Source organism: Brevibacillus sp., from assembly GCF_003521185.1.
GTDB lineage: Bacteria > Bacillota > Bacilli > Brevibacillales > Brevibacillaceae > Brevibacillus > Brevibacillus parabrevis.
In genome coordinates, this window is record NZ_DOTK01000037.1 from 180,314 (window position 1) to 197,801 (window position 17,488).

The following is a 17,488-nucleotide window of genomic DNA, read 5'->3' on the forward strand; positions in this document are numbered from 1 at the left end:
CCGGGCTGCGCCCTTTTGCGCCCATGTGCGCAGCCCGTGTTGCCTTTTTTGCTGGTGAGCTATCCTTCGCTCAATTTGATGCTTGGCAGGCTTTCTTTTCCTAAATGGTTCCCTCGTCGTAGTTCATATCCGGCTGCTCGGCATCGGTTGCATTCGCCTCGATGAACGCGGCAAGCTGTCCGAGCGTCGGTGCTTCAAACAAATGCTGCAAGGACAATTCCACCTGATGCCGTTCCTTCAACAAGTTCAGGCACTGGATGGCGCGCAAGGAGTCGCCGCCGCGCATGAAAAAGTTGTCGTGGATGCCGATATCGGAGCAACCAAGCACTTCTCCCCAGATGCTGGCGATCATTTTCTGCGTGTCGCTTTCCAGGGCAGCAGGCGCTTTGCCTGGCGAACTCGTCTTCTTCTTGCCGAGCTGCGCCAGCGCTTTGCGGTCCACTTTTCCATTGGCGGAAAGCGGCAGCTGGTCAAGCTGTACGAACTCTGCCGGAACCATGTAGTCCGGCAAGTTTTGCCGCACGGCATCCGCCAGTTTCTCCGGCTGGAACAGCTTCACGGCAAGCGGGGCCTGCGCCACGAGCAGATGTCGCTCGAATGTCTCCGCCGTCTGTCCGGCCTGCGGGAACGCTTCGACGCTCGTAAAGCCGTGTTTGTCCAGCAGCTTCTGCCATTGCCCGACGGCGAGCAGCGGGAGCTTGCTTGCTTTTCGCTCGTCCTCCAGATGGGAGAAGCCATCTTCGAAAAATCCGACAGTGGTGAGCAGCAAACGGCTGTTGCGGGTGGCCTCGACGAGCAGCAGGATGCCTCCTGGCGCCAAGAGCGCTTTGAGATAGTCCAGTGTCGCGTCGAGGTTACGGGAACGGTGCAGCGTGTTATCCGCCACGATCACGTCAAAGGAATGCAGCTCATAGCCTTGGGCAAGCGGTGCCTGATTCATGTCAAACTGACCGTATTGAAGCGGTTCCGCCTCGCCAAAAGCTTGCTTCGCCCTGTCTGTAAAGAAGGTCGACTCGTCTGCGTACAAATACTTGCTTCGCTCGGCTGGCAACACCGATACGAGCGCTTGAGTCATGCTGCCAGCCCGCGTGCCGATCTCCATGATGCGCAGCTCGCGCTCTGCGGGGTGGCTGTCTGCGATAGTTCCGAGCACCTGTGCAGCCAGGCCGTGGTAGTAGTCGCGCGTCAAATCAAATTGGCTCAGGGCGGCAGGAGTGAGAAACGCCTCTTCGGCCAGGAACAGCTCTAGCGGGTCAAGCTCTCCGGTCAACAGTCCGATAAAGAGCGGATAATCCCGGCGATAAACGGCTTCCAGCGCCTGGGCAGCCTCGGTGCGGAACGAAATGTCGAGCATCGCGTCACTCAAGGAGCGGACGCAACGATAGACGCCGTCCTCTGTTTTTTCCAGCAGCCCTTCTGTGCGCAGCGCCTCCAGCCAATGTTGCAGCAAGCTTTCGAAACGCGGGTGAATTTGCAAGTGTCGCATCAGCTCAGCCGTGGAGTAGCTCTCCTGCTCGCGGGTGAACACACCCATATGCTCCAATGTTCGGCACATGTACATGGTGCTCACCGCTTCCGCTTCGCCGAGGAACGTCTGCACAATCTCCGCATCCAAGGCAGACGGGATACGGGCGGCCTGCTTTTTCCCCGACTCGCTGATTTCCTGCAAGCGAAGCGAGCACGCAGCCGGATCGGCTTTGGCTGTCACCAGCAGCTCGGTTTCCTGTTGGCCATCGAGGACGACGTAGCCGACGAGACGCTTTTCTTCCCCTGATTCATCCGGTACGGCTACGATCGCTTCCTTCACGCCGTTCTGGCGCTTGAGAACTGCTTCGATCTCGCCCAGCTCGATCCGGTGCCCTCTGATTTTGACCTGGAAGTCCTCCCGGCCGAGAAACTCCAGATTGCCATCTGGCAAGTACCGTCCCAAATCGCCTGTGCGATAGAGGCGCTCGCCTGTCCGCGGGTGGCGGATGAACTTGTCATTCGTTTTTTCTTCATCCCGCCAGTAGCCTTTGGCAAGGCCAATCCCGGCAATGTACAGCTGCCCCGGCACCCAAACCGGGCAGTCGCCCATCCATTCGTTCAGCACGTGGAAGCGCTGGTTGAGCATGGGGCGTCCGTACGGAATGCTCTTCCATTCCGGTTCGACCTGCTCGATCGGGTAAAAGTTCGACCAGATCGACGCTTCCGTCGCTCCGCCAAGCCCGATCACTTGCGCATGCGGGAAGTAGGCTTTGATTTTGTCCGGCAAATCGAGCGGAATCCAGTCTCCGCTCAACAAGACGAGACGCAGGCTTGGCGCTACGCTTGCCTTTTGGCCGGAAGCGTACTCGATCAGCATCTGCATCAGCGCCGGAACCGTGTTCCAGACGGTCACCTGCTCTTTTTCCAGCCACTCGATCCAATGCGCAGGGTCTTTTGCTTTGGCGGCATCCGGCATTACAATCGTGCCGCCTGCGGCAAGCAAGCCGAACACGTCGTACACAGACAAGTCGAAGTTCAGGTTGGACAAAGCCAACACTTTATCGGTTGTGCTTACGGCAAACCGTTCGTTTATGTCGAGGATCGTGTTGACCGCGCCGCGATGGTCGATCATGACTCCTTTTGGCGCTCCCGTCGAGCCGGATGTGTAAATGACGTACGCCAAATCTTCCGGTCGTTCAGGGAATGACAGCAAGCTGGAGGCGCTGCCTTCGACCCGATCCACAGCCAGGCACTGGACATCGGCAGGCCAGCCCAATCGCTCCGCAAGCCATGATTGCGTCAGCACGAAGCGGACTTGCCCGTCACGCAACAGCTGGGCGCGTCGCTCTTCCGGATGAGCGGGATCAATCGGCAAGTACGCAGCACCCGCTGCCATAATGCCCAAGGTGGCGGCCACCTGCTCCCAGCCTTTTTCCATCACGATCCCGACCAGCGTGCCAGGCTCTGTTCCATGCTGCTTCAACCATTTGCCGATCACGCTCGCCAGTTGGGACAGCTCCGCATACGTCAGCGTCCGTTCCGCCGAAATGACGGCTGGCTGGTTCGCTTTGGCCGCGACTTGCTTGGCAAACAGTCCGCCAAGCGTCTCGTCAGTGAGCGGCGCGTCGGTGGCATTGGCTGCCCGTCTTGCTTCCAGTCGCGGAATGGCGATCAGGCTTGGCGCTGTTTCCTGCCATGCGGCCTGTTCTTCCGTCAAGCGGTGCAAAAGCTGGCAATAAGCGGCAAACATGTCAGACAGCATGCCTGCGGGGAACAGCCCTTCCACGGCATCCCAAATGAGCAAAAGCTCGCCGTCCTGCTCGACGACTTGATGATCCAGCCAAATTTGCGGGGTCTGGGTAATGTTGTAGACGAGCTTGCCCAGCCATTTTCCGTCCGTCCCGCTGCCGCTCCACTCATCTACGCCAAGCGCGCTCGTAAAGACGACTGGCATGGAAACGCCGTGATGCTCGCCGCTTCGTCTCGCCAGCTCCCGCTGCACGGTCACCCCGCCCACGAGCGGATGATCCAGGTCGCGCCACAGCTGCTGCTGCAAATTGCGGCCCCGTTCCAGCAGAGTCGCCCCTTTGGACAGCTCCACAGCCAAGAGCGTCAAGGTGGTGAAGTCTCCGACGAGCGCATGCACCTGCGGATGCAGCGGAAGACGGTTGAACTGCGTCAAGTTGATCGTAAAACGCGAGCTTCTGCTCCACGCTCCGAGCGTCTCGGCATACGCCGTCAGCAAAATGCCCGATGGGGTCAGCCCAAACTCGGCTGCGCGCTCCTTCAACTTCCGCCATTTGTGGCGATCCAGCTTCGCTTCCAACCGCTCAAACCGCTGTGCGGTCATCGTGTCGGGATTTTGCGCGAGCGGCAACTGCGGAGCTTGCGGCAAGTCATCCAAGCGCGCTGTCCAGTAGTCCAAGTCGCGTTGGTACAGCGCTGACGACTTCAACTCCTCCAGTGCGAGAACGTAATCGCGGAAGGACAGATCGAGCTTCGCGAGCGGCGCGTCCGGCTCATGGTACAGCCGCGTCCATTCGCTCAGGAGGTGGAACATGCTCCAGCCATCGAAAATCAGGTTGTCGAAGCTGATATGCAAGCGAACCCGCCCGTCATGCAAGCGGGATGCCCGCACGTCAAACAGCGGCCAGACGTCAGGCGCAAGCACCTGGTGCGACATTTCCTCGCGAATCGCCAGCAGTTCTTCCTCCATGATCTCCGTTGGCTGCTCGCGCAAGTCCGTGATCGCAATCTGATAGCGCGGCACCTGCGGCAAAATTTGCTGCTGCAAGCCGTTTGGCAAAACGACTGCCCGCATCATTTCATGGTGGTCGATCAAGCGCTGCCAAGCTGCGTTGATCCGCTCCAGGTCGAGATTTTGCCCGTCGATCTCGAAATAGCAGTGCGTCGACACATTCCCCAGAGCGTAAACGCCGCTGCGGCCCAGCCAGTACGCCTGCTGGATGTCCGTCAGCGCAAACGGCTGCTCTCTCTGCTCGGGGGCAGGCACAATTTGCGGCCAGACAGCGGTTGTCTGCGCCTGTTGCCCGTTTTCTTCGAGCACCGCCTGAACGTGCGCCGCCAGTTCGGCAATCGTCGGCTTGTCAAAAATTTTGCCCAGCGAAAGTTCCACGCCGATGCGGCTGCGCACTAACGCAGCGAGCCGCGTCGCCAGAAGCGAATCCCCGCCCAGCTCGAAGTAGTTGTCGGTCATGCCCACTCGCTCGACGCCAAAAAGCTGGCACCAAATCGCGGCCATCTCTGTTTCCAGCGGCGTTTGCGGTGCGGCGAACGCTTTCTCCGCTTTCGTCCGCGTCAGACTGTCCGGCGCAGGCAATGCCTGGCGATCCACTTTTCCGTTTGCCGACAGCGGCAACGCATCCAGCAGGAGGAACGCGGTCGGCACCATGTAATCAGGCAGTTTGTGCTTCAGGAAGTCAGCCAGCCGCAGCGGATTGAAGCGCTGCCCATGCTCGGGGGCTTGCGCCACTATTACGTGCTGTCCAAACACATTCGCCGCGTCGCGCTCGTTCGGAAACGCCGCTACTTGTGCAAACGACTGCTTCAACACGCGCTGCCACGCAGCTTGTGCCAAAAGCGGCTTCTGGTCATGGCGACGCTCGTCTTGCAACCCGGTGAAGCCGTCCTCCAAAAATGCCGTACTGACCTGCTGCAAACGGCTGTCGCGCGTCAGCTCCAGCATGAGCAGCACGCCGCCCGGTACCAAAAGCGACTGCGCGTGGCTGAGCGCCACTCCGATATCCCGCGCCCGATGCAACGAATCGGCAGCGATGATGACATCGTATTGATGGGCCTCGTACCCTTGAACAAGCGGGTCTTTTTCCATGTCGAGCAACTGGCATTGCACATGAGGCAGCTTGCCGAATCTGCTCTTCGCCTCCTGCATGAAGAAGGTCGACTGGTCTGTGCACGTATACGCGACTACCTCTTCAGGCAGGACCGCCAGGAAAGCCTCGGTCAAATCCGCGCTTCTCGCCCCGATCTCCAAGATGCGCAGCGGCTTTCCGCTTTCGGCAAACGGCGCAGCCAACTGTTTCAGCATCAGCTGCGCCAGGCGATCTCTTTCTTGGGCAAAAGGAAGCGTCTGCAACAGCTCTCGCGGAGCAAGACCTGGCTCCGTGGTGAAGAAATGGGTCAGCGGGTCCACCGCTCCGGTCAACAGTCCGGCATGGGCGCCGTCCAGCTTTTGCAAATACAGAAGCAGTGCTTCGGCATACGCCTCCCATCCAGCCGGCGCTTCACTCGCCACAGGCGGCTCGAACCATTCGGCGCGAATCTCGCCGACCATGACGTATGTATCCGCTTCGCCTTTTTGGACAAGTCCCTCTTCCGCAAGCGAGTTCAGCCATTGCTGGACAAGGGCGCGATACCGTTCCAAAATGCCGCATTGCTGCATCAGTTCATCGAGGGTAAAGCTGCTGCCAGGAGCAAGCTTTGCGCCTGCTTGCTTCAATGCTTTGCACATATACCGGACAGCCAGTTGTTCCAGATACGCCCAAAAAGCTGCGAAAGCTTCCGGGGTCTGGATGTCCGGATCGCCTTGCCACTGCTCGGCCTGATCTTTTGCCGAGTCGAGCAGACTCGTCCACACCGCTTCCTGGAAGGCTGGCTCCGCTTCCATCCGCTCAAACAGCCCGGCATCGGCTGCCCGATCGGCAACGAGATAGCCTACCAGATGACGATTGCCACGCGGATCGCCTACAGCGGAAACGACCGCATCCCGCACGCCCGGATGCTGCTTCAACGCTGTCTCGATTTCGCCCAACTCGATCCGGTGACCCCTGATTTTCACCTGGAAGTCTTTGCGTCCGAGAAACTCAATCGTTCCGTCCGGCCAGTACCGTCCCAAGTCGCCTGTGCGGTACCAGCGGCCGCCCTGCCCATTTACGAAGCGCTCTGCTGTCAGCTCGGCATCGCCGCGATAGCCGAGCGCCACGCCCGCTCCGCCAATCCACAACTCGCCAGCCACCCAGTCCGGGCAATCCCGGCCTTTTGTGTCCACCACGCGATAAGACTGGCGCGCCAATGGACGTCCATACGGAATCGAAGTCCACTGAGCAGGGAGCGGCAGCTTGACGTCGTGCGCATTCGACCAGATCGACGCTTCTGTCGCACCGCCCATCGCCACCAGTTCGCTCGCTGGGGCTGCTTCTTTCAATCGCTCTGGCAAATCTAGTCCGATCCAATCGCCTGACAGCATCGCCAGTCGAATCGGCAACGGCCCATGTCCCGCACTTTTCGCTGCAATCAGCAGCATATCGAGTAGCACAGGCACCGAGTTCCAGAGCGTAATCTGGTGCTCTTGGACAAGCTGCGCCCACTTGCTCGCATCCCGTCTGGATTCCTCGTCGATCAAGACGATGGAACCGCCTGCCGCCAAAAGTCCGAACACGTCGTAAACAGACAAATCGAAATCGAGCGAAGACACGGCCAGTACACGGTCAGAAGACGTGACCTGATAGCGCCTGTTAATCTCGCAAATCGTATTCCACGCCCCGGCGTGACTGATCTCCACTCCCTTTGGCTCGCCTGTGGAACCGGACGTGAAGATGATGTACGCCAGACTGTCGACCGCTGCCGTTACAGGCTCAGCCAGCGCTTCGGCTTTTTGCGCATCCGCCACCGTCAAGACTTGCGCCCCGGTCGGCCACTCCAGCTTGGCAGCGTGTTCGGCATCGGTCAGGGCGAAGCGAATGCCTGCTTTGGCAAAAATCCGCTCGCGTCTGCTCGCTGGCTGCCCGATCCCTACCGGAACGTAGCATGCGCCAGCCGCCATAATGCCGAGCACGGCCACGATTTGCTCAAACCCGCGCGGCAAACTGACCGCCACTGGCTCGCCGTTCGCAATGCCCTGCCCGCTCAGAAAAGCCGCGACCTGCAAGGCTCTTTTTGCCAGTTCGCCATACGTCAGGGGCGTTGCGCCGTTCCCGTCAATAAGCGCCGTGCTTTGCGGGTGTTGTCTCGCATTGCGGAAAAAGGCTTCGTGCAAACATTGCGGCGCAAACGGCGCAGCGTGCTCGTCCGCTGGCTCCTGTCTCTGCTTGGCGAGATCAGGCAAACATTGCGGCGCTGCCTGCCAGTCGTTTTCCGGGGCAACCAGCCAATCCATCAGCTTGCCAAAAGCGGCAAACATCTGGTCGATCATGCCAGCAGGGAACAACTCTTCGACCGCGTCCCACGCCAGCAGCAATCCCCCGTTCATTTCGTACGACTGGAAATCGAGCCATACTTGCGGCGTCTGCGAGATCATGTAGGAAAGCTCGCCCAACGTATCGCGGCATTCCTCGTTGATCAGCGGCGTCCCCAAATTGCACGCGAACACTACCGGAGCGAAATCGCGCTCTCCCTGGCGAACGCGGGCAAGCTCACGCTGCAACTGCACACCTGAATAAGCTGCGTGGGCCACATCCTCGTGGAAGCGCGACTGGATGGCATGCACCCGCTGCAAAAACGACTCCGGCTGCTTCATGTCGACCGCAAGCAGCAGCAAATTGGTGAAGTCAGCGACGACTTCCTCAATCCCCGGCTCACTGGCTTGGCGATCAAACAGCGGAATGTTGATCAAAAATTCCGAGTGCGTGCTCCAGCGATCGAGCACTTCCGCATAGGCTGTCAGCAAAACCATCGCAGGCGTGACTTTGTGCGATTGCGCCCGCTTTTGCAGGCGCATCCAGTCCGTTTCATCCAGTCGATGCGTTCTTCGCACGAAAACAGGCGACTTGACCATTTCCGGCTTCACGGCAAGCGGCAGGCCAGGCGCTCCCGGCAACGTCAGCAGCCTGTCGTGCCAGTAACGGGCAGCCTGTTCCACATCAGCCGCTCTTCGCTCTGACTCTTGCTGCAAATAGCGGGCAAAGCTCCACTCGGCAGGCGCCGCAGGATCAAGCTCGCGCCCGTAGGCCGCTGCCAAATCGCGCAGGATGATGTGCAAGCTTTGGACGTCAGCGACGAGCAGATCGAGGTCAAAGTGCAGACGAGTCCGGTCACCCGTGAGCAGGCTCAGCTCCAATCCGGCCACTTCGCCAAGCTCGACCGCCAGCTTGCGGTGGGAAATCCGCTCGCGAATGCGCATAAGCTCCTGTTCTTGCTCGTGCTCTGCAAGGGCACGCAAATCGTGGACAGGGATTGCCTTTTCGTAAGGCGCATCCAGCACCTCTTGCCGCCCATCTGCCAGAAACCTGGCGCGCAGCATCGGATGGCCGCGCAGCACTTTTTGCCACGCTGCCAAAAGCCGCCCATGCTCTACGCCAGTTCCGTCGATCTCCAGATAGGCGTGGCAGCCCACTCCGCCAAGCGGCTGATCATCCTGGCGGCCAATCCAGTACGCGTACTGCACGTCTGTCAAGGCAAACGGCGCCTTCCCTGCTTCTGCGGTCTGCGGCTTTGCCTGACTCGCTTTGGCATTCGCTGGCTCCGTCGCTCTCTGGCTGCTTTTTTGCAAAAGCGCCCACCAATCTCCCAGGCGCGGGGAGGCGATCAGTTCGGCAAACGTCACCTTCGCCCCTTCCTTGCGCCATTTGTTGACCATCCTCATCATCTGCAAGGAGTTCAGTCCAAGCTCAATCAGGTTTTGTTCGTCAGCAAACTCGACCGCCCCGGGCAGCATGGATTGAATCTGGCGGCGCACCGCGTCATAGCCCAGAGAAGCCGCCACTCCCGCGGAATTGCTGTCATCAAGCACTTGCTTCATCACGGTTTCCTCCTTTCTGTCAAAAGTGCCCCTATTGTTGCTTCACTGCCTCCAGCTCGCGGCTCGCCATGACGAGCTGACGGGAAAAACTGCTCAGCTTCTCGCGCGTCTCTTCCAGTTCGCGCTCAGGCAGCGACATTTCGACTACGCCAGCCCCGGCATGTAGCCACGCTTGGCCGTCTTTTTGGTAGATCGTCCGCAGCACGAGCGCCGCGTCCATCGCTCCGCTCTCGTCATACGTCATGACGCATCCGCTGTACAAATTGCGCGGTACGCTCTCCAGTCTGCCGATCGCTTCGATCGACTCCCGTTTCGGAATCCCTGACGCCGTCACAGCCGGGAACAGCGCCCGGAACGCATGCCAAGAATTGCGGCCTTCCATGAGTTTTCCTTTCAGCCTGGAAGCGATATGCTGCACCGTTCCTCTGCTCGCCACGGTCATGAAATCAGTCAACAAGATCGTCGAAGCGTCGCAGACGCTCCTCATCTCTTCAAAAGCCAGCTTGACCGAAACGGCGTGCTCGGCAATTTCTTTCGGATCGTTGAGCAGCTCTGCTTTCAGCTTGTCGCTCTCCGCTTCGCTGCCCCCTTTGGAACGCGTGCCCGCCAGCGGATAAGTGCTGACCCAGCCTTCGCTGTCCACCTCGACAACCGTTTCCGGACTGAAGCCCGCCGCATTCATCCCTTCCAGACGAACCAGGAACGAACGTGCCGGAGTGTTGACTCTGCGCCCGGCGACGTAGCTCGCAACCATGTCCAGCTCTTCGGACACCGGAATTTTTCTGGACAAAATGACCTTGTGGTATTTGCGCTCGGAAATTTCCCGAACCGCTTCCGCAACTCCCTGCATGTACGTCTCTGCCCCGTGCGTATCTGCCTGCGGAACAGCCAGCTTTTCTTTTCCTGCGCGCTCTGCCAGACTGCTCTGCGGTGCTTTGCCAGCCAACTCCGCGAACACTTCACGCAAAAGCTGCCCCAGTTGCTCGCTGTGCTCTTTTGCAAGCGTCCGCAAAAGCACCTCGCCCTTGTGGAATCGCACCTCTGCTTGCGGAATGAACAGCTTGAGCAGATTCGGGTCTTCGGTAGCAAGCGGCAGTCCGTTGTAGTAACGGGCCATGCCGAAGTTCACGGTGCCGTATGCGCGCCAGTCGGCCAGCGGCACAGCGGCGAAGGCTCGTTCGATCGTCTCGCCGAGCTCTGCGTTTTCGTAGGTTGCCGTCTCGCCGCCGCAAACCATTTTCGTCTGCTGCGCATCTACGGTAGCCAGAGCGTGGATGCCCATTCCGATCGACAGCTCATCCCCGTTTTCGTAGAGTACATAATCTTCAAAAAGTCCACGCTCGACGATTTCTGCCGCCGCCAAATGAACATCTCCTGCAAAAGCAAACGTTTCTTCCCGATAAGTGTTGATCGGCGCAGTTGCCTCCACTTGTTTCGCCATAGCCATCTCCTTGAGCTTGTTTTTATTGACCTTCCCCACACTGGTCAGCGGCCAGCTGTGCGCAAATTCCAACTGGTCAGGCATTTTGTAGCGCGCAACGCCCTTCTCCTGGAAAAAGGCGTGAATATCCGCCAGCGTCAACTCCAGATTGTCCGTGATGACGAATGCGCAACTTCTCTCCCCCAGCGTGGAATCAGGCAGTGTAATCAGAGCGGCATCCCTGATGTCCGGGTGCAGACGCAAGTACGACTCGACTTCGGCTGGCATGATTTTTTCGCCCGCGCGGTTGATCATTTCCTTAATCCGTCCGCCTACCTGGATATTGCCTTCCGGCGTGAACCGCGCTTTGTCTCCCGAGCGGTAAAAGCCGTCTTCCGTGAAGCTTTCGCGATTTTGTTCCGGTGCCAGGTAGTACCCGCGAATCGTGTACGGCCCGCGGACGATCAGCTCTCCGTATTCGCCTGGTGCCACATCGTCTCCGTTCTCATCGACGATCCGTACCTCGTCTGCTTCGGAAATCGGACGCCCCTGGGTCGTCATGATGACTTCGTCGGAATCGCCTAGCGACGTGCCGCAAATCAAGCCTTCCGCCATTCCGAACACTTGCTGGAGCTTGCACGTCCACTCCCGCATGATGCGGCCAGCCACCTTGTCATCGAGCATCGAGCCGCCCACCTGCAACACTTTCAGGCTGGACAAATCGCTCTCCGTATCCCATTCCAGAACTTCCAGCCAGACGTTGACAAGCGCAGGCACCAATGCCGTAATCGTCACTTTTTCTTTTTCAATCAGCGGAAAAGCTTCATCGCAGCTGGTCGTTTGACACAACACAACCTTGCCGCCGACCGAAAACGCGCCGAGAATGCCAGGGCAACACAGCGGAAAATTGTGCGCGATCGGCAGAACAGCGAGATAGACGCTCTCGTCCGTCAGCTCGCAGCGAGCAGCCATTGCTCGCGCATTGTAGGCGTAGTCGGTGTGTGTGCGCGGAATCAGTTTTGGCGTGCCTGTCGTACCGCCCGACAACAGCAGCAATGCCGTATCTGTATAAGCCGGGCCGTCGAACAACATCGGCGGTCCGCTGATCGTCGCCAGATTCGTGCCGATGCCGCTTTCTCCATCGGTCAAAACGAACTGCACGCACGCGTGTTTTTTGACCAAATGTTCCGCCAGCTTTGTATAGTCAAAGCCCAGAAACGTGGTGGGAATAATATAGGCAACGGGCTTAGCGAGCGAAAAAATCCCGTCCAGTTCCGCCTCCCTGTGGGCAGGCAATACGAGAATCGGCACTGCCCCGATGCGAAACAGGGCAAAGCATGTCAGGACAAAAGCAGTCCGGTTCGGAAGCTGGACCGCGACTTTGTCGCCTTTGCGGATGCCCATGCGGTACAGGCCAGAGGCAAGCGCATCTGCCTTCGCATCCAGCTCCTGGTAAGTCAGTCTCGCTTCATCCTCGACCAACGCCACTTTGTCCTGATACTTTTCCGCCCAGCGGCGCAGTTGCTCCCCCAGAGTCAACGGCTCCCAAAACCCGCGTTGTACATACGTTTCTGCTGCTTGCTCAAACCAATCGGTGCTTGCTCTCATTCGTTCCTCCTCCAAGATAGCCGCGGGTGTATGTCCGTACCCCAAGCCGAATGATGCAGGTCATTGCCAAATTCGCTGTCGGTCATGCTGGTTTGTCTACCAACCAAAATATTGATACTGATTCTCATTGTCAATTCCTTATGTAGTCTATTTTTTCTACATTTTGGAAGGAAACGGCGCATTTTCTTCCACTTTCTCCCGTTTCCTTCATTTCTCGGGGATGATTTTACATTTACTTACATAAAAATAAGGACTTTCAAAAACCAAGCAAGTTGATATGTATAATAGAAGTTTCTCGTTTCCAAACGTTTTTTCTCAGCGGCTAGACACGCAAAAACACTGGATGTATCTGCTGTTCTCCCTGATCAAAAGCAATCGCCGCGGAATATCCTGCTGCCGCGCTGAAATCCAAAATCGTCCATGTATTCCGAGCTGCTCCCTCTCCATTTACGCGAAAAATCCCCTGCTCGCCATCCTCTGCAATCCAAAAAGAATCGAGGGGGCGTGACAAGCCCTCCCCCGTCGCCTTGACAAACGCTTCCTTGCGCGCCCAGCAGTCGAAAAACATTTGCTGCTGCTTCCCGGCGGCAGCCACATGCAGCAGCTTCTGCTCGACGGGATGGAATTGCTGCGCCAACTGCGGCCATTCGGGTATGTCCCGAATCCATTCCACGTCAATCCCCACGCTGCGCCCTCTCGCAAAGACAGCCGCAACCAGCTCTTCGGAATGGGACAGGTTGAACGCGAGCTTCCCTGCTCTGCGCTCTGTGCGCAGTTCGGGCTTCCCGCGATGATCCGCCGCAATCTGGACGCGCTCGACAGGCATGTCTTCATAGCGCCCGCACAAGGAACGCACGAGGGCATGGGCGACGGCGAATCGCTCCCGATCCGCCGCAAAATAAAACCGCTCCATCCGCTCGACTTCTTCTTGGGTCAGCGCCTCGCGCAGCGCATGTTCCTTCCCGCGAAAGGCAGGGACGTGCGCCAGCCAAATGTGCAGCTCCGCTTCTGCAAGTTGCAGAGCTGTCCGATCGGCATGACGATCCATTTGCCACTCCGCCACGATCACTTTCGGGCGAGCGTTATCGGCGGTTGACCTCATCTCCGCTCACTTGCTGCTTCGTTCCCTGCCATTTTCAGATGCCCCGCCAAAATCGGGGAGAGCTGCCGCAACAGTTCCTCTCTGTTCGTCGTCAGGAAAAAATGCTCGCCTTCGATGATGCTCATCGTAAAGTCGCCAGCCGTATGTTGCGCCCAAGCCGCCATTTCCTCCTCGCTCGCCTCTCGGTCATGTGTGCCGCAAAAAGCAGAGATCGGACATTCGAGCGGCGGCTCCTCTTTGAACAAATACGTGTCGTCCAGCGTGAAATCTGCGCGCAGCAGCGGCATGAACAGCTCCATCAGCTCTTTGCTGCGCAAAATCGCCTCCGGTGTCCCGGCAAACCGCCGCAGCTCCTCGACGAACAGTTCCTGCGGCAAATGGTACAGCGGATTCGGCTCCGGGATATGCGGAGCACGAGCCCCTGACACAATCAAACGGCTTGGCGCCAACTGCCAGTTTCTGCGAACGGAGCGCGCCAGCTCGAACGCAATTTTTGTGCCCAAGCTATGCCCGAAAAAAAGAAACGGCCGATCCAGGTAAGGCTGAATCGCCTGGCTAATCGCCGCAACCAGCGTATCCATCTCGCGGATGGCGGATTCCATCAGCCTGTTTTCTCGGCCAGGAAGCTGAATCGGGTACACCCCTACTCCTGCGGGCAGCTCTTGCGCCCATCCCCTGTAAATCGATGCTCCTCCCCCGGCAAAAGGGAAGCAAAAAAGGCGGATTTGGTCGTGTTGATCAGGCTCGGCAAGCAGCCATCTCTCAGCCGGTTTCACCATGTCCATAGTCATTCCTCCATTCGGTTTTACAGACGGTCAGCTATGTCGTGCGCCATTCGTCCATTGCTTACGTAACAAGCATGATAACGATTATCACCTTTTACAAATTTATACAATGTCCATTTGGCTGCTTTTTCGCCAGATCAGGGCTTGCTTCCTCTCTCGTTCTCGCCTTAGGTCGTTCACAGTCATTTTTTTACAATCGGGAAGATACACCCATCCCTTTCCATGCCAAACAAACTAGAAATTTTAACTGCGGGCGAGAAAAAAGGCAAAAATAGGAGATTATTGGCGATATTTGAGAAAAAACGTCCCAAAAAATAGAAATTTTAGCTTTCTTTTTACTCTGATAACAATTATCATTATCAGTGTCTTGTACTTTTTCATACTTCCGTGACATCGACATACCTTGTGACCATGCTTTGTTGGATGGGGATTTTGGGAAAAGGAGGAGAATAAACTCGCTTGTCTCATCCGTCTGGTCAACTCGCCGACGGACACCATTTTGAAGAAGAGGAAGGATGCTACATGCAAGCTCAAACGCTGGCTGTCCCGAATAGATGGACCATGCGCGACTTTATTACCTTGGCTATTTTCAACGTCATCATGCTCATCATCATGACTTTTTGTCCCGCCGTCTCGGTTATTTCGCCCCTTTTGGTCGGCGGTCTTACCGGCTTGCTCAACGGCCCGTTTTACATGGTCATGTCCAATAAAATCAGAAAACCGGGAGCGCTGTTTCTCACCGCGATCATTACGGGTCTGTACTTCGTCGGTTTCGGCTATGCCAACTACATGCTGACACTCGCTGTCATCGGGCTGATCGGGGAACTGATCCTCTGGAAAAAAGATGTTTCCGTCCATTCCGCTCGCAATGCCATCGCTTACGGAATTTTTTATGTCGGCTATTCCTTGTGCGGAGTCGTTCCGCTTATTTTCTTCCGCGACTCGTACATGGCGATTTTGAAAAAAACGTACTCGGCGGCGGCTATTGAAAACATGCTTTACTATTTCGATACGCCTAAAATGATCTTGCTCATGTGCTCGATCTCTTTGGTCGGCGGACTGCTCGGCGCTTACTTTGGCCATCTGATGCTGAGAAAGCACGTAAAAAAAGCGAAGCTCGTATAACAACGGAGCGAGAAAGCAGCGACAAAAAAGAACCTTGGCGGACAACGCCGCTCAAGGTTCTTTTGACATATTATGTGGGCATGCTCGGGCTTGGCAAATTTGCAAAAGCAGCTTTGTTGATGCCCGCCAGATTCATCGTTTTGCGCAGCTCTTGGGCAAACTCCATGTAGAACAGCTTCTGGTTGTTGCCTCCTGCATACTTTCTCAGCTCGTAATCATTGATCAGCAAAGGATACAGATCTGCTAGATCATGCACCAATACTTTTTGCATATCGTGCTTCGTAATCGATGGCTCAAGCCTGCATTCGTCCACTAAAGCCTGCAACGTCTCCGCCAACGCCTGTTCATCGTACGCTGGATGAGCCAGCAAGTAGTTCAAATCGTAGAGGTCTTTAAATCGCGGGCGCACGATCGTCTGATGCAGCTTCCACGCCACCTGGATCGACAGCGGCACCGTGTACGGTACGCAGAAGCTGTCGCCTAGCACAGGCCGGTACTCCAGTGAGACAGGCGCAAGCTGCATGTCGAGGTGAAAGGAAATGTCCAGATACAGCTCGTGATACCGATTGGCTTCGCGCTTTTCTCCCGCAAAATAGTAGGCGATATCGGTATTCACAGTCGGAAAATCGTCCGCCATCGCATAGTCGATCCTTCGCCAAAAGGCGTTCTCGCGGAAGCTCCTGAACACGATGCCATCTTGCAAATCCATCTCTGTCGCCCGGATTAATGCGCTTGTAAACGTCTCGTGCGCATGCTCTGCATCGCGAATTTTCCCCGCGTACAAAAAATCGATGTCATCCACGTCCCGCATGTCCGGATTCGCCAAATACTGCCGTGTCAGCAAGCTGCCCTTCAAGACAAACGGCATGTTCACCAAAGCCATTCTTTTTAGCAACGCTTCCAACACGACAAGTTCCCTGGTATCCTCATCCAGGCTGCTCAAGTTTAGATGCAGCTTTTCATTCCCGTTCATAGTGCTATCCCCTTCCTTTCCTGCGCCCTACGAAATCCAGCCGCTGTCCAGTTCCTCTCTGCTGTCGTAAATGCACAACTCGAATTGTTCTTTTACAAGCGCGATTTGCTTTTCCTGCAAAGCAATATGAATCTGCTTGACCCGCTCGTAAAACTGCGCTTCGCTCTCGTACTCCCGAACCGTCACAAACCTGACTTTTCCGTTCGGATTGAGCGAGTTTCGAGAGATATGTCCAGCGGATGGCTTGCACAGTTGTTTCAGTCCGTCGACATCCTCGATCTCCACTTTTCCATGCCATTCAAAATACGGCTTGAATCGCTCTGTAATCGGCGCGTGAAAATAGGCCGTTTCTTTTGGCGAAATCTCTACTTTTTTACGGACAACCGTAAATCCGCCCTCCTGAAACACAGCGGCAATCCTGTCCATCTCGCTCTTGGCCGCCTGAAAGTCCGAACGCTGGATCACCCCCGTCATCATCGGCTGGTGGATGTAATTCCCTTTGTCGAGGACAATCATCAGCGGTTTTACTTGCTGCGCTTGGCAGATGCCGATAAACGCTGCTTTGTCGTCTAAAGCGACGTCGGCAAGTGTGACGTGAAATTCGAACTCCATGGGGTCACTTCCTCTGTTTGCTGATTTTTGCCTTTGTTTTTTCCACTTGGAAAAAGTGGCTTCTCTCTCCTTGTTAACGGCAAATTTGTCTCCAGATTTTAGGAGTTTACGAGAGTCGGGCGCAAAAAAACGCCAGTTCCTTGTCGGGTTGGCGGTTTTTTATCGGTTGTTTTTTCGCTTTTGTCATTAACGCTCACGATTTTTGTCAAGTTGGAGCTCTAGCGAATAGCTTGGCCTTCGTCTTGAGCTTCCCGTCCTTGAGGGGCGTGCCTTCCAGCAGGTCATTTTTGCCGGAGCCGTGCAGGGGTCCGCCTCTTCCCTTTCCGCCGTCCGAACCACTATTAGCGTGCGGCTTTTTGGAACCATGCGGCGCGTCCACGTCCAGCTTCGCAACCAATTTACCGCCTTTTAATGCTGCTGTGCCCATTCCAACGCTATACACCGTCAGCACGGCTTCCGCTACGACCATGTCTTTCTTGAACTCGTTTTGCCCTTTTGCGTAGCTTTCGTCGACCGAGCGGGTCCACAGACCGCCGTGCAAATTATCTTGTTTGTACTTCTCGTCTTTTACAAAAGGGTCGATGTAATCGTTGTATAATCCTGTCCCGATCGAGACGGCTGCGTCGCCTGCATCTTGGGCTACGTCCTGCCATGATTTTTTGCCCGAAGCCACTTTCTCTAC

Annotated in this window: 7 protein-coding genes and 1 pseudogene; 1 reads left to right on the plus strand and 7 read right to left on the minus strand. The window is 56.6% G+C overall.

The features are described 5' to 3' along the window. Positions 1-100: 100 nt before the first annotated feature. The 4 genes from DEP07_RS11065 to DEP07_RS11080 form a co-directional block, all read right to left on the minus strand. Entirely contained in the window at positions 101-9,181 is a 9,081-nt protein-coding gene (locus DEP07_RS11065; RefSeq protein ID WP_287102462.1) for a non-ribosomal peptide synthetase, read from the minus strand. 31 nt (positions 9,182-9,212) lie between these two features. After that, positions 9,213-12,209 (minus strand): salicylate synthase, encoded by a 2,997-nt coding sequence (locus tag DEP07_RS11070; protein ID WP_287102463.1) that lies wholly within the window; start codon positions 12,207-12,209, stop codon positions 9,213-9,215. Positions 12,210-12,531: 322 nt separating this feature from the next. After that, entirely contained in the window at positions 12,532-13,311 is a 780-nt protein-coding gene (locus tag DEP07_RS11075; RefSeq protein WP_287102464.1) for a 4'-phosphopantetheinyl transferase family protein, read from the minus strand. Then, positions 13,308-14,096, minus strand: a complete 789-nt coding sequence (locus DEP07_RS11080) for a thioesterase II family protein (protein WP_173596781.1) — start codon at positions 14,094-14,096, stop codon at positions 13,308-13,310. Before DEP07_RS11080 ends, DEP07_RS11075 begins: the two co-directional genes overlap by 4 nt. A gap of 522 nt (positions 14,097-14,618) precedes the next feature. Between DEP07_RS11080 and DEP07_RS11085 the strand changes: the two genes are divergently transcribed. Next, positions 14,619-15,221 (plus strand): MptD family putative ECF transporter S component, encoded by a 603-nt coding sequence (locus DEP07_RS11085; protein ID WP_063227909.1) that lies wholly within the window; start codon positions 14,619-14,621, stop codon positions 15,219-15,221. A 70-nt stretch (positions 15,222-15,291) separates the two neighbouring features. Here the strand turns inward: DEP07_RS11085 and DEP07_RS11090 are convergent, their stop codons facing one another. From DEP07_RS11090 to DEP07_RS11100, 3 genes and pseudogenes are all read right to left on the minus strand, one after another. After that, complete coding sequence (locus DEP07_RS11090) at positions 15,292-16,194, minus strand: nucleotidyl transferase AbiEii/AbiGii toxin family protein (protein ID WP_173596780.1); 903 nt, start codon at positions 16,192-16,194, stop codon at positions 15,292-15,294. Positions 16,195-16,221: 27 nt separating this feature from the next. Next, on the minus strand, positions 16,222-16,806 hold the full coding sequence (locus DEP07_RS11095; RefSeq protein WP_287102465.1) for a hypothetical protein: 585 nt from the start codon (positions 16,804-16,806) through the stop codon (positions 16,222-16,224). A 205-nt stretch (positions 16,807-17,011) separates the two neighbouring features. Next, positions 17,012-17,488, minus strand: a pseudogene (locus tag DEP07_RS11100) (late control protein); the annotation flags it as partial.

Excerpts from the sequence above, each read along its gene's own strand:
- DEP07_RS11095 (WP_287102465.1), bottom strand. The coding sequence starts at position 16,806 with ATGGAGTTCGAATTTCACGTCACACTTGCCGACGTCGCTTTAGACGAC.
- DEP07_RS11065 (WP_287102462.1), bottom strand. The coding sequence starts at position 9,181 with ATGAAGCAAGTGCTTGATGACAGCAATTCCGCGGGAGTGGCGGCTTCT.
- DEP07_RS11080 (WP_173596781.1), bottom strand. The coding sequence starts at position 14,096 with ATGGACATGGTGAAACCGGCTGAGAGATGGCTGCTTGCCGAGCCTGAT.
- DEP07_RS11090 (WP_173596780.1), bottom strand. The coding sequence starts at position 16,194 with ATGAACGGGAATGAAAAGCTGCATCTAAACTTGAGCAGCCTGGATGAG.
- DEP07_RS11075 (WP_287102464.1), bottom strand. The coding sequence starts at position 13,311 with ATGAGGTCAACCGCCGATAACGCTCGCCCGAAAGTGATCGTGGCGGAG.
- DEP07_RS11070 (WP_287102463.1), bottom strand. The coding sequence starts at position 12,209 with ATGAGAGCAAGCACCGATTGGTTTGAGCAAGCAGCAGAAACGTATGTA.
- DEP07_RS11085 (WP_063227909.1), top strand. The coding sequence starts at position 14,619 with ATGCAAGCTCAAACGCTGGCTGTCCCGAATAGATGGACCATGCGCGAC.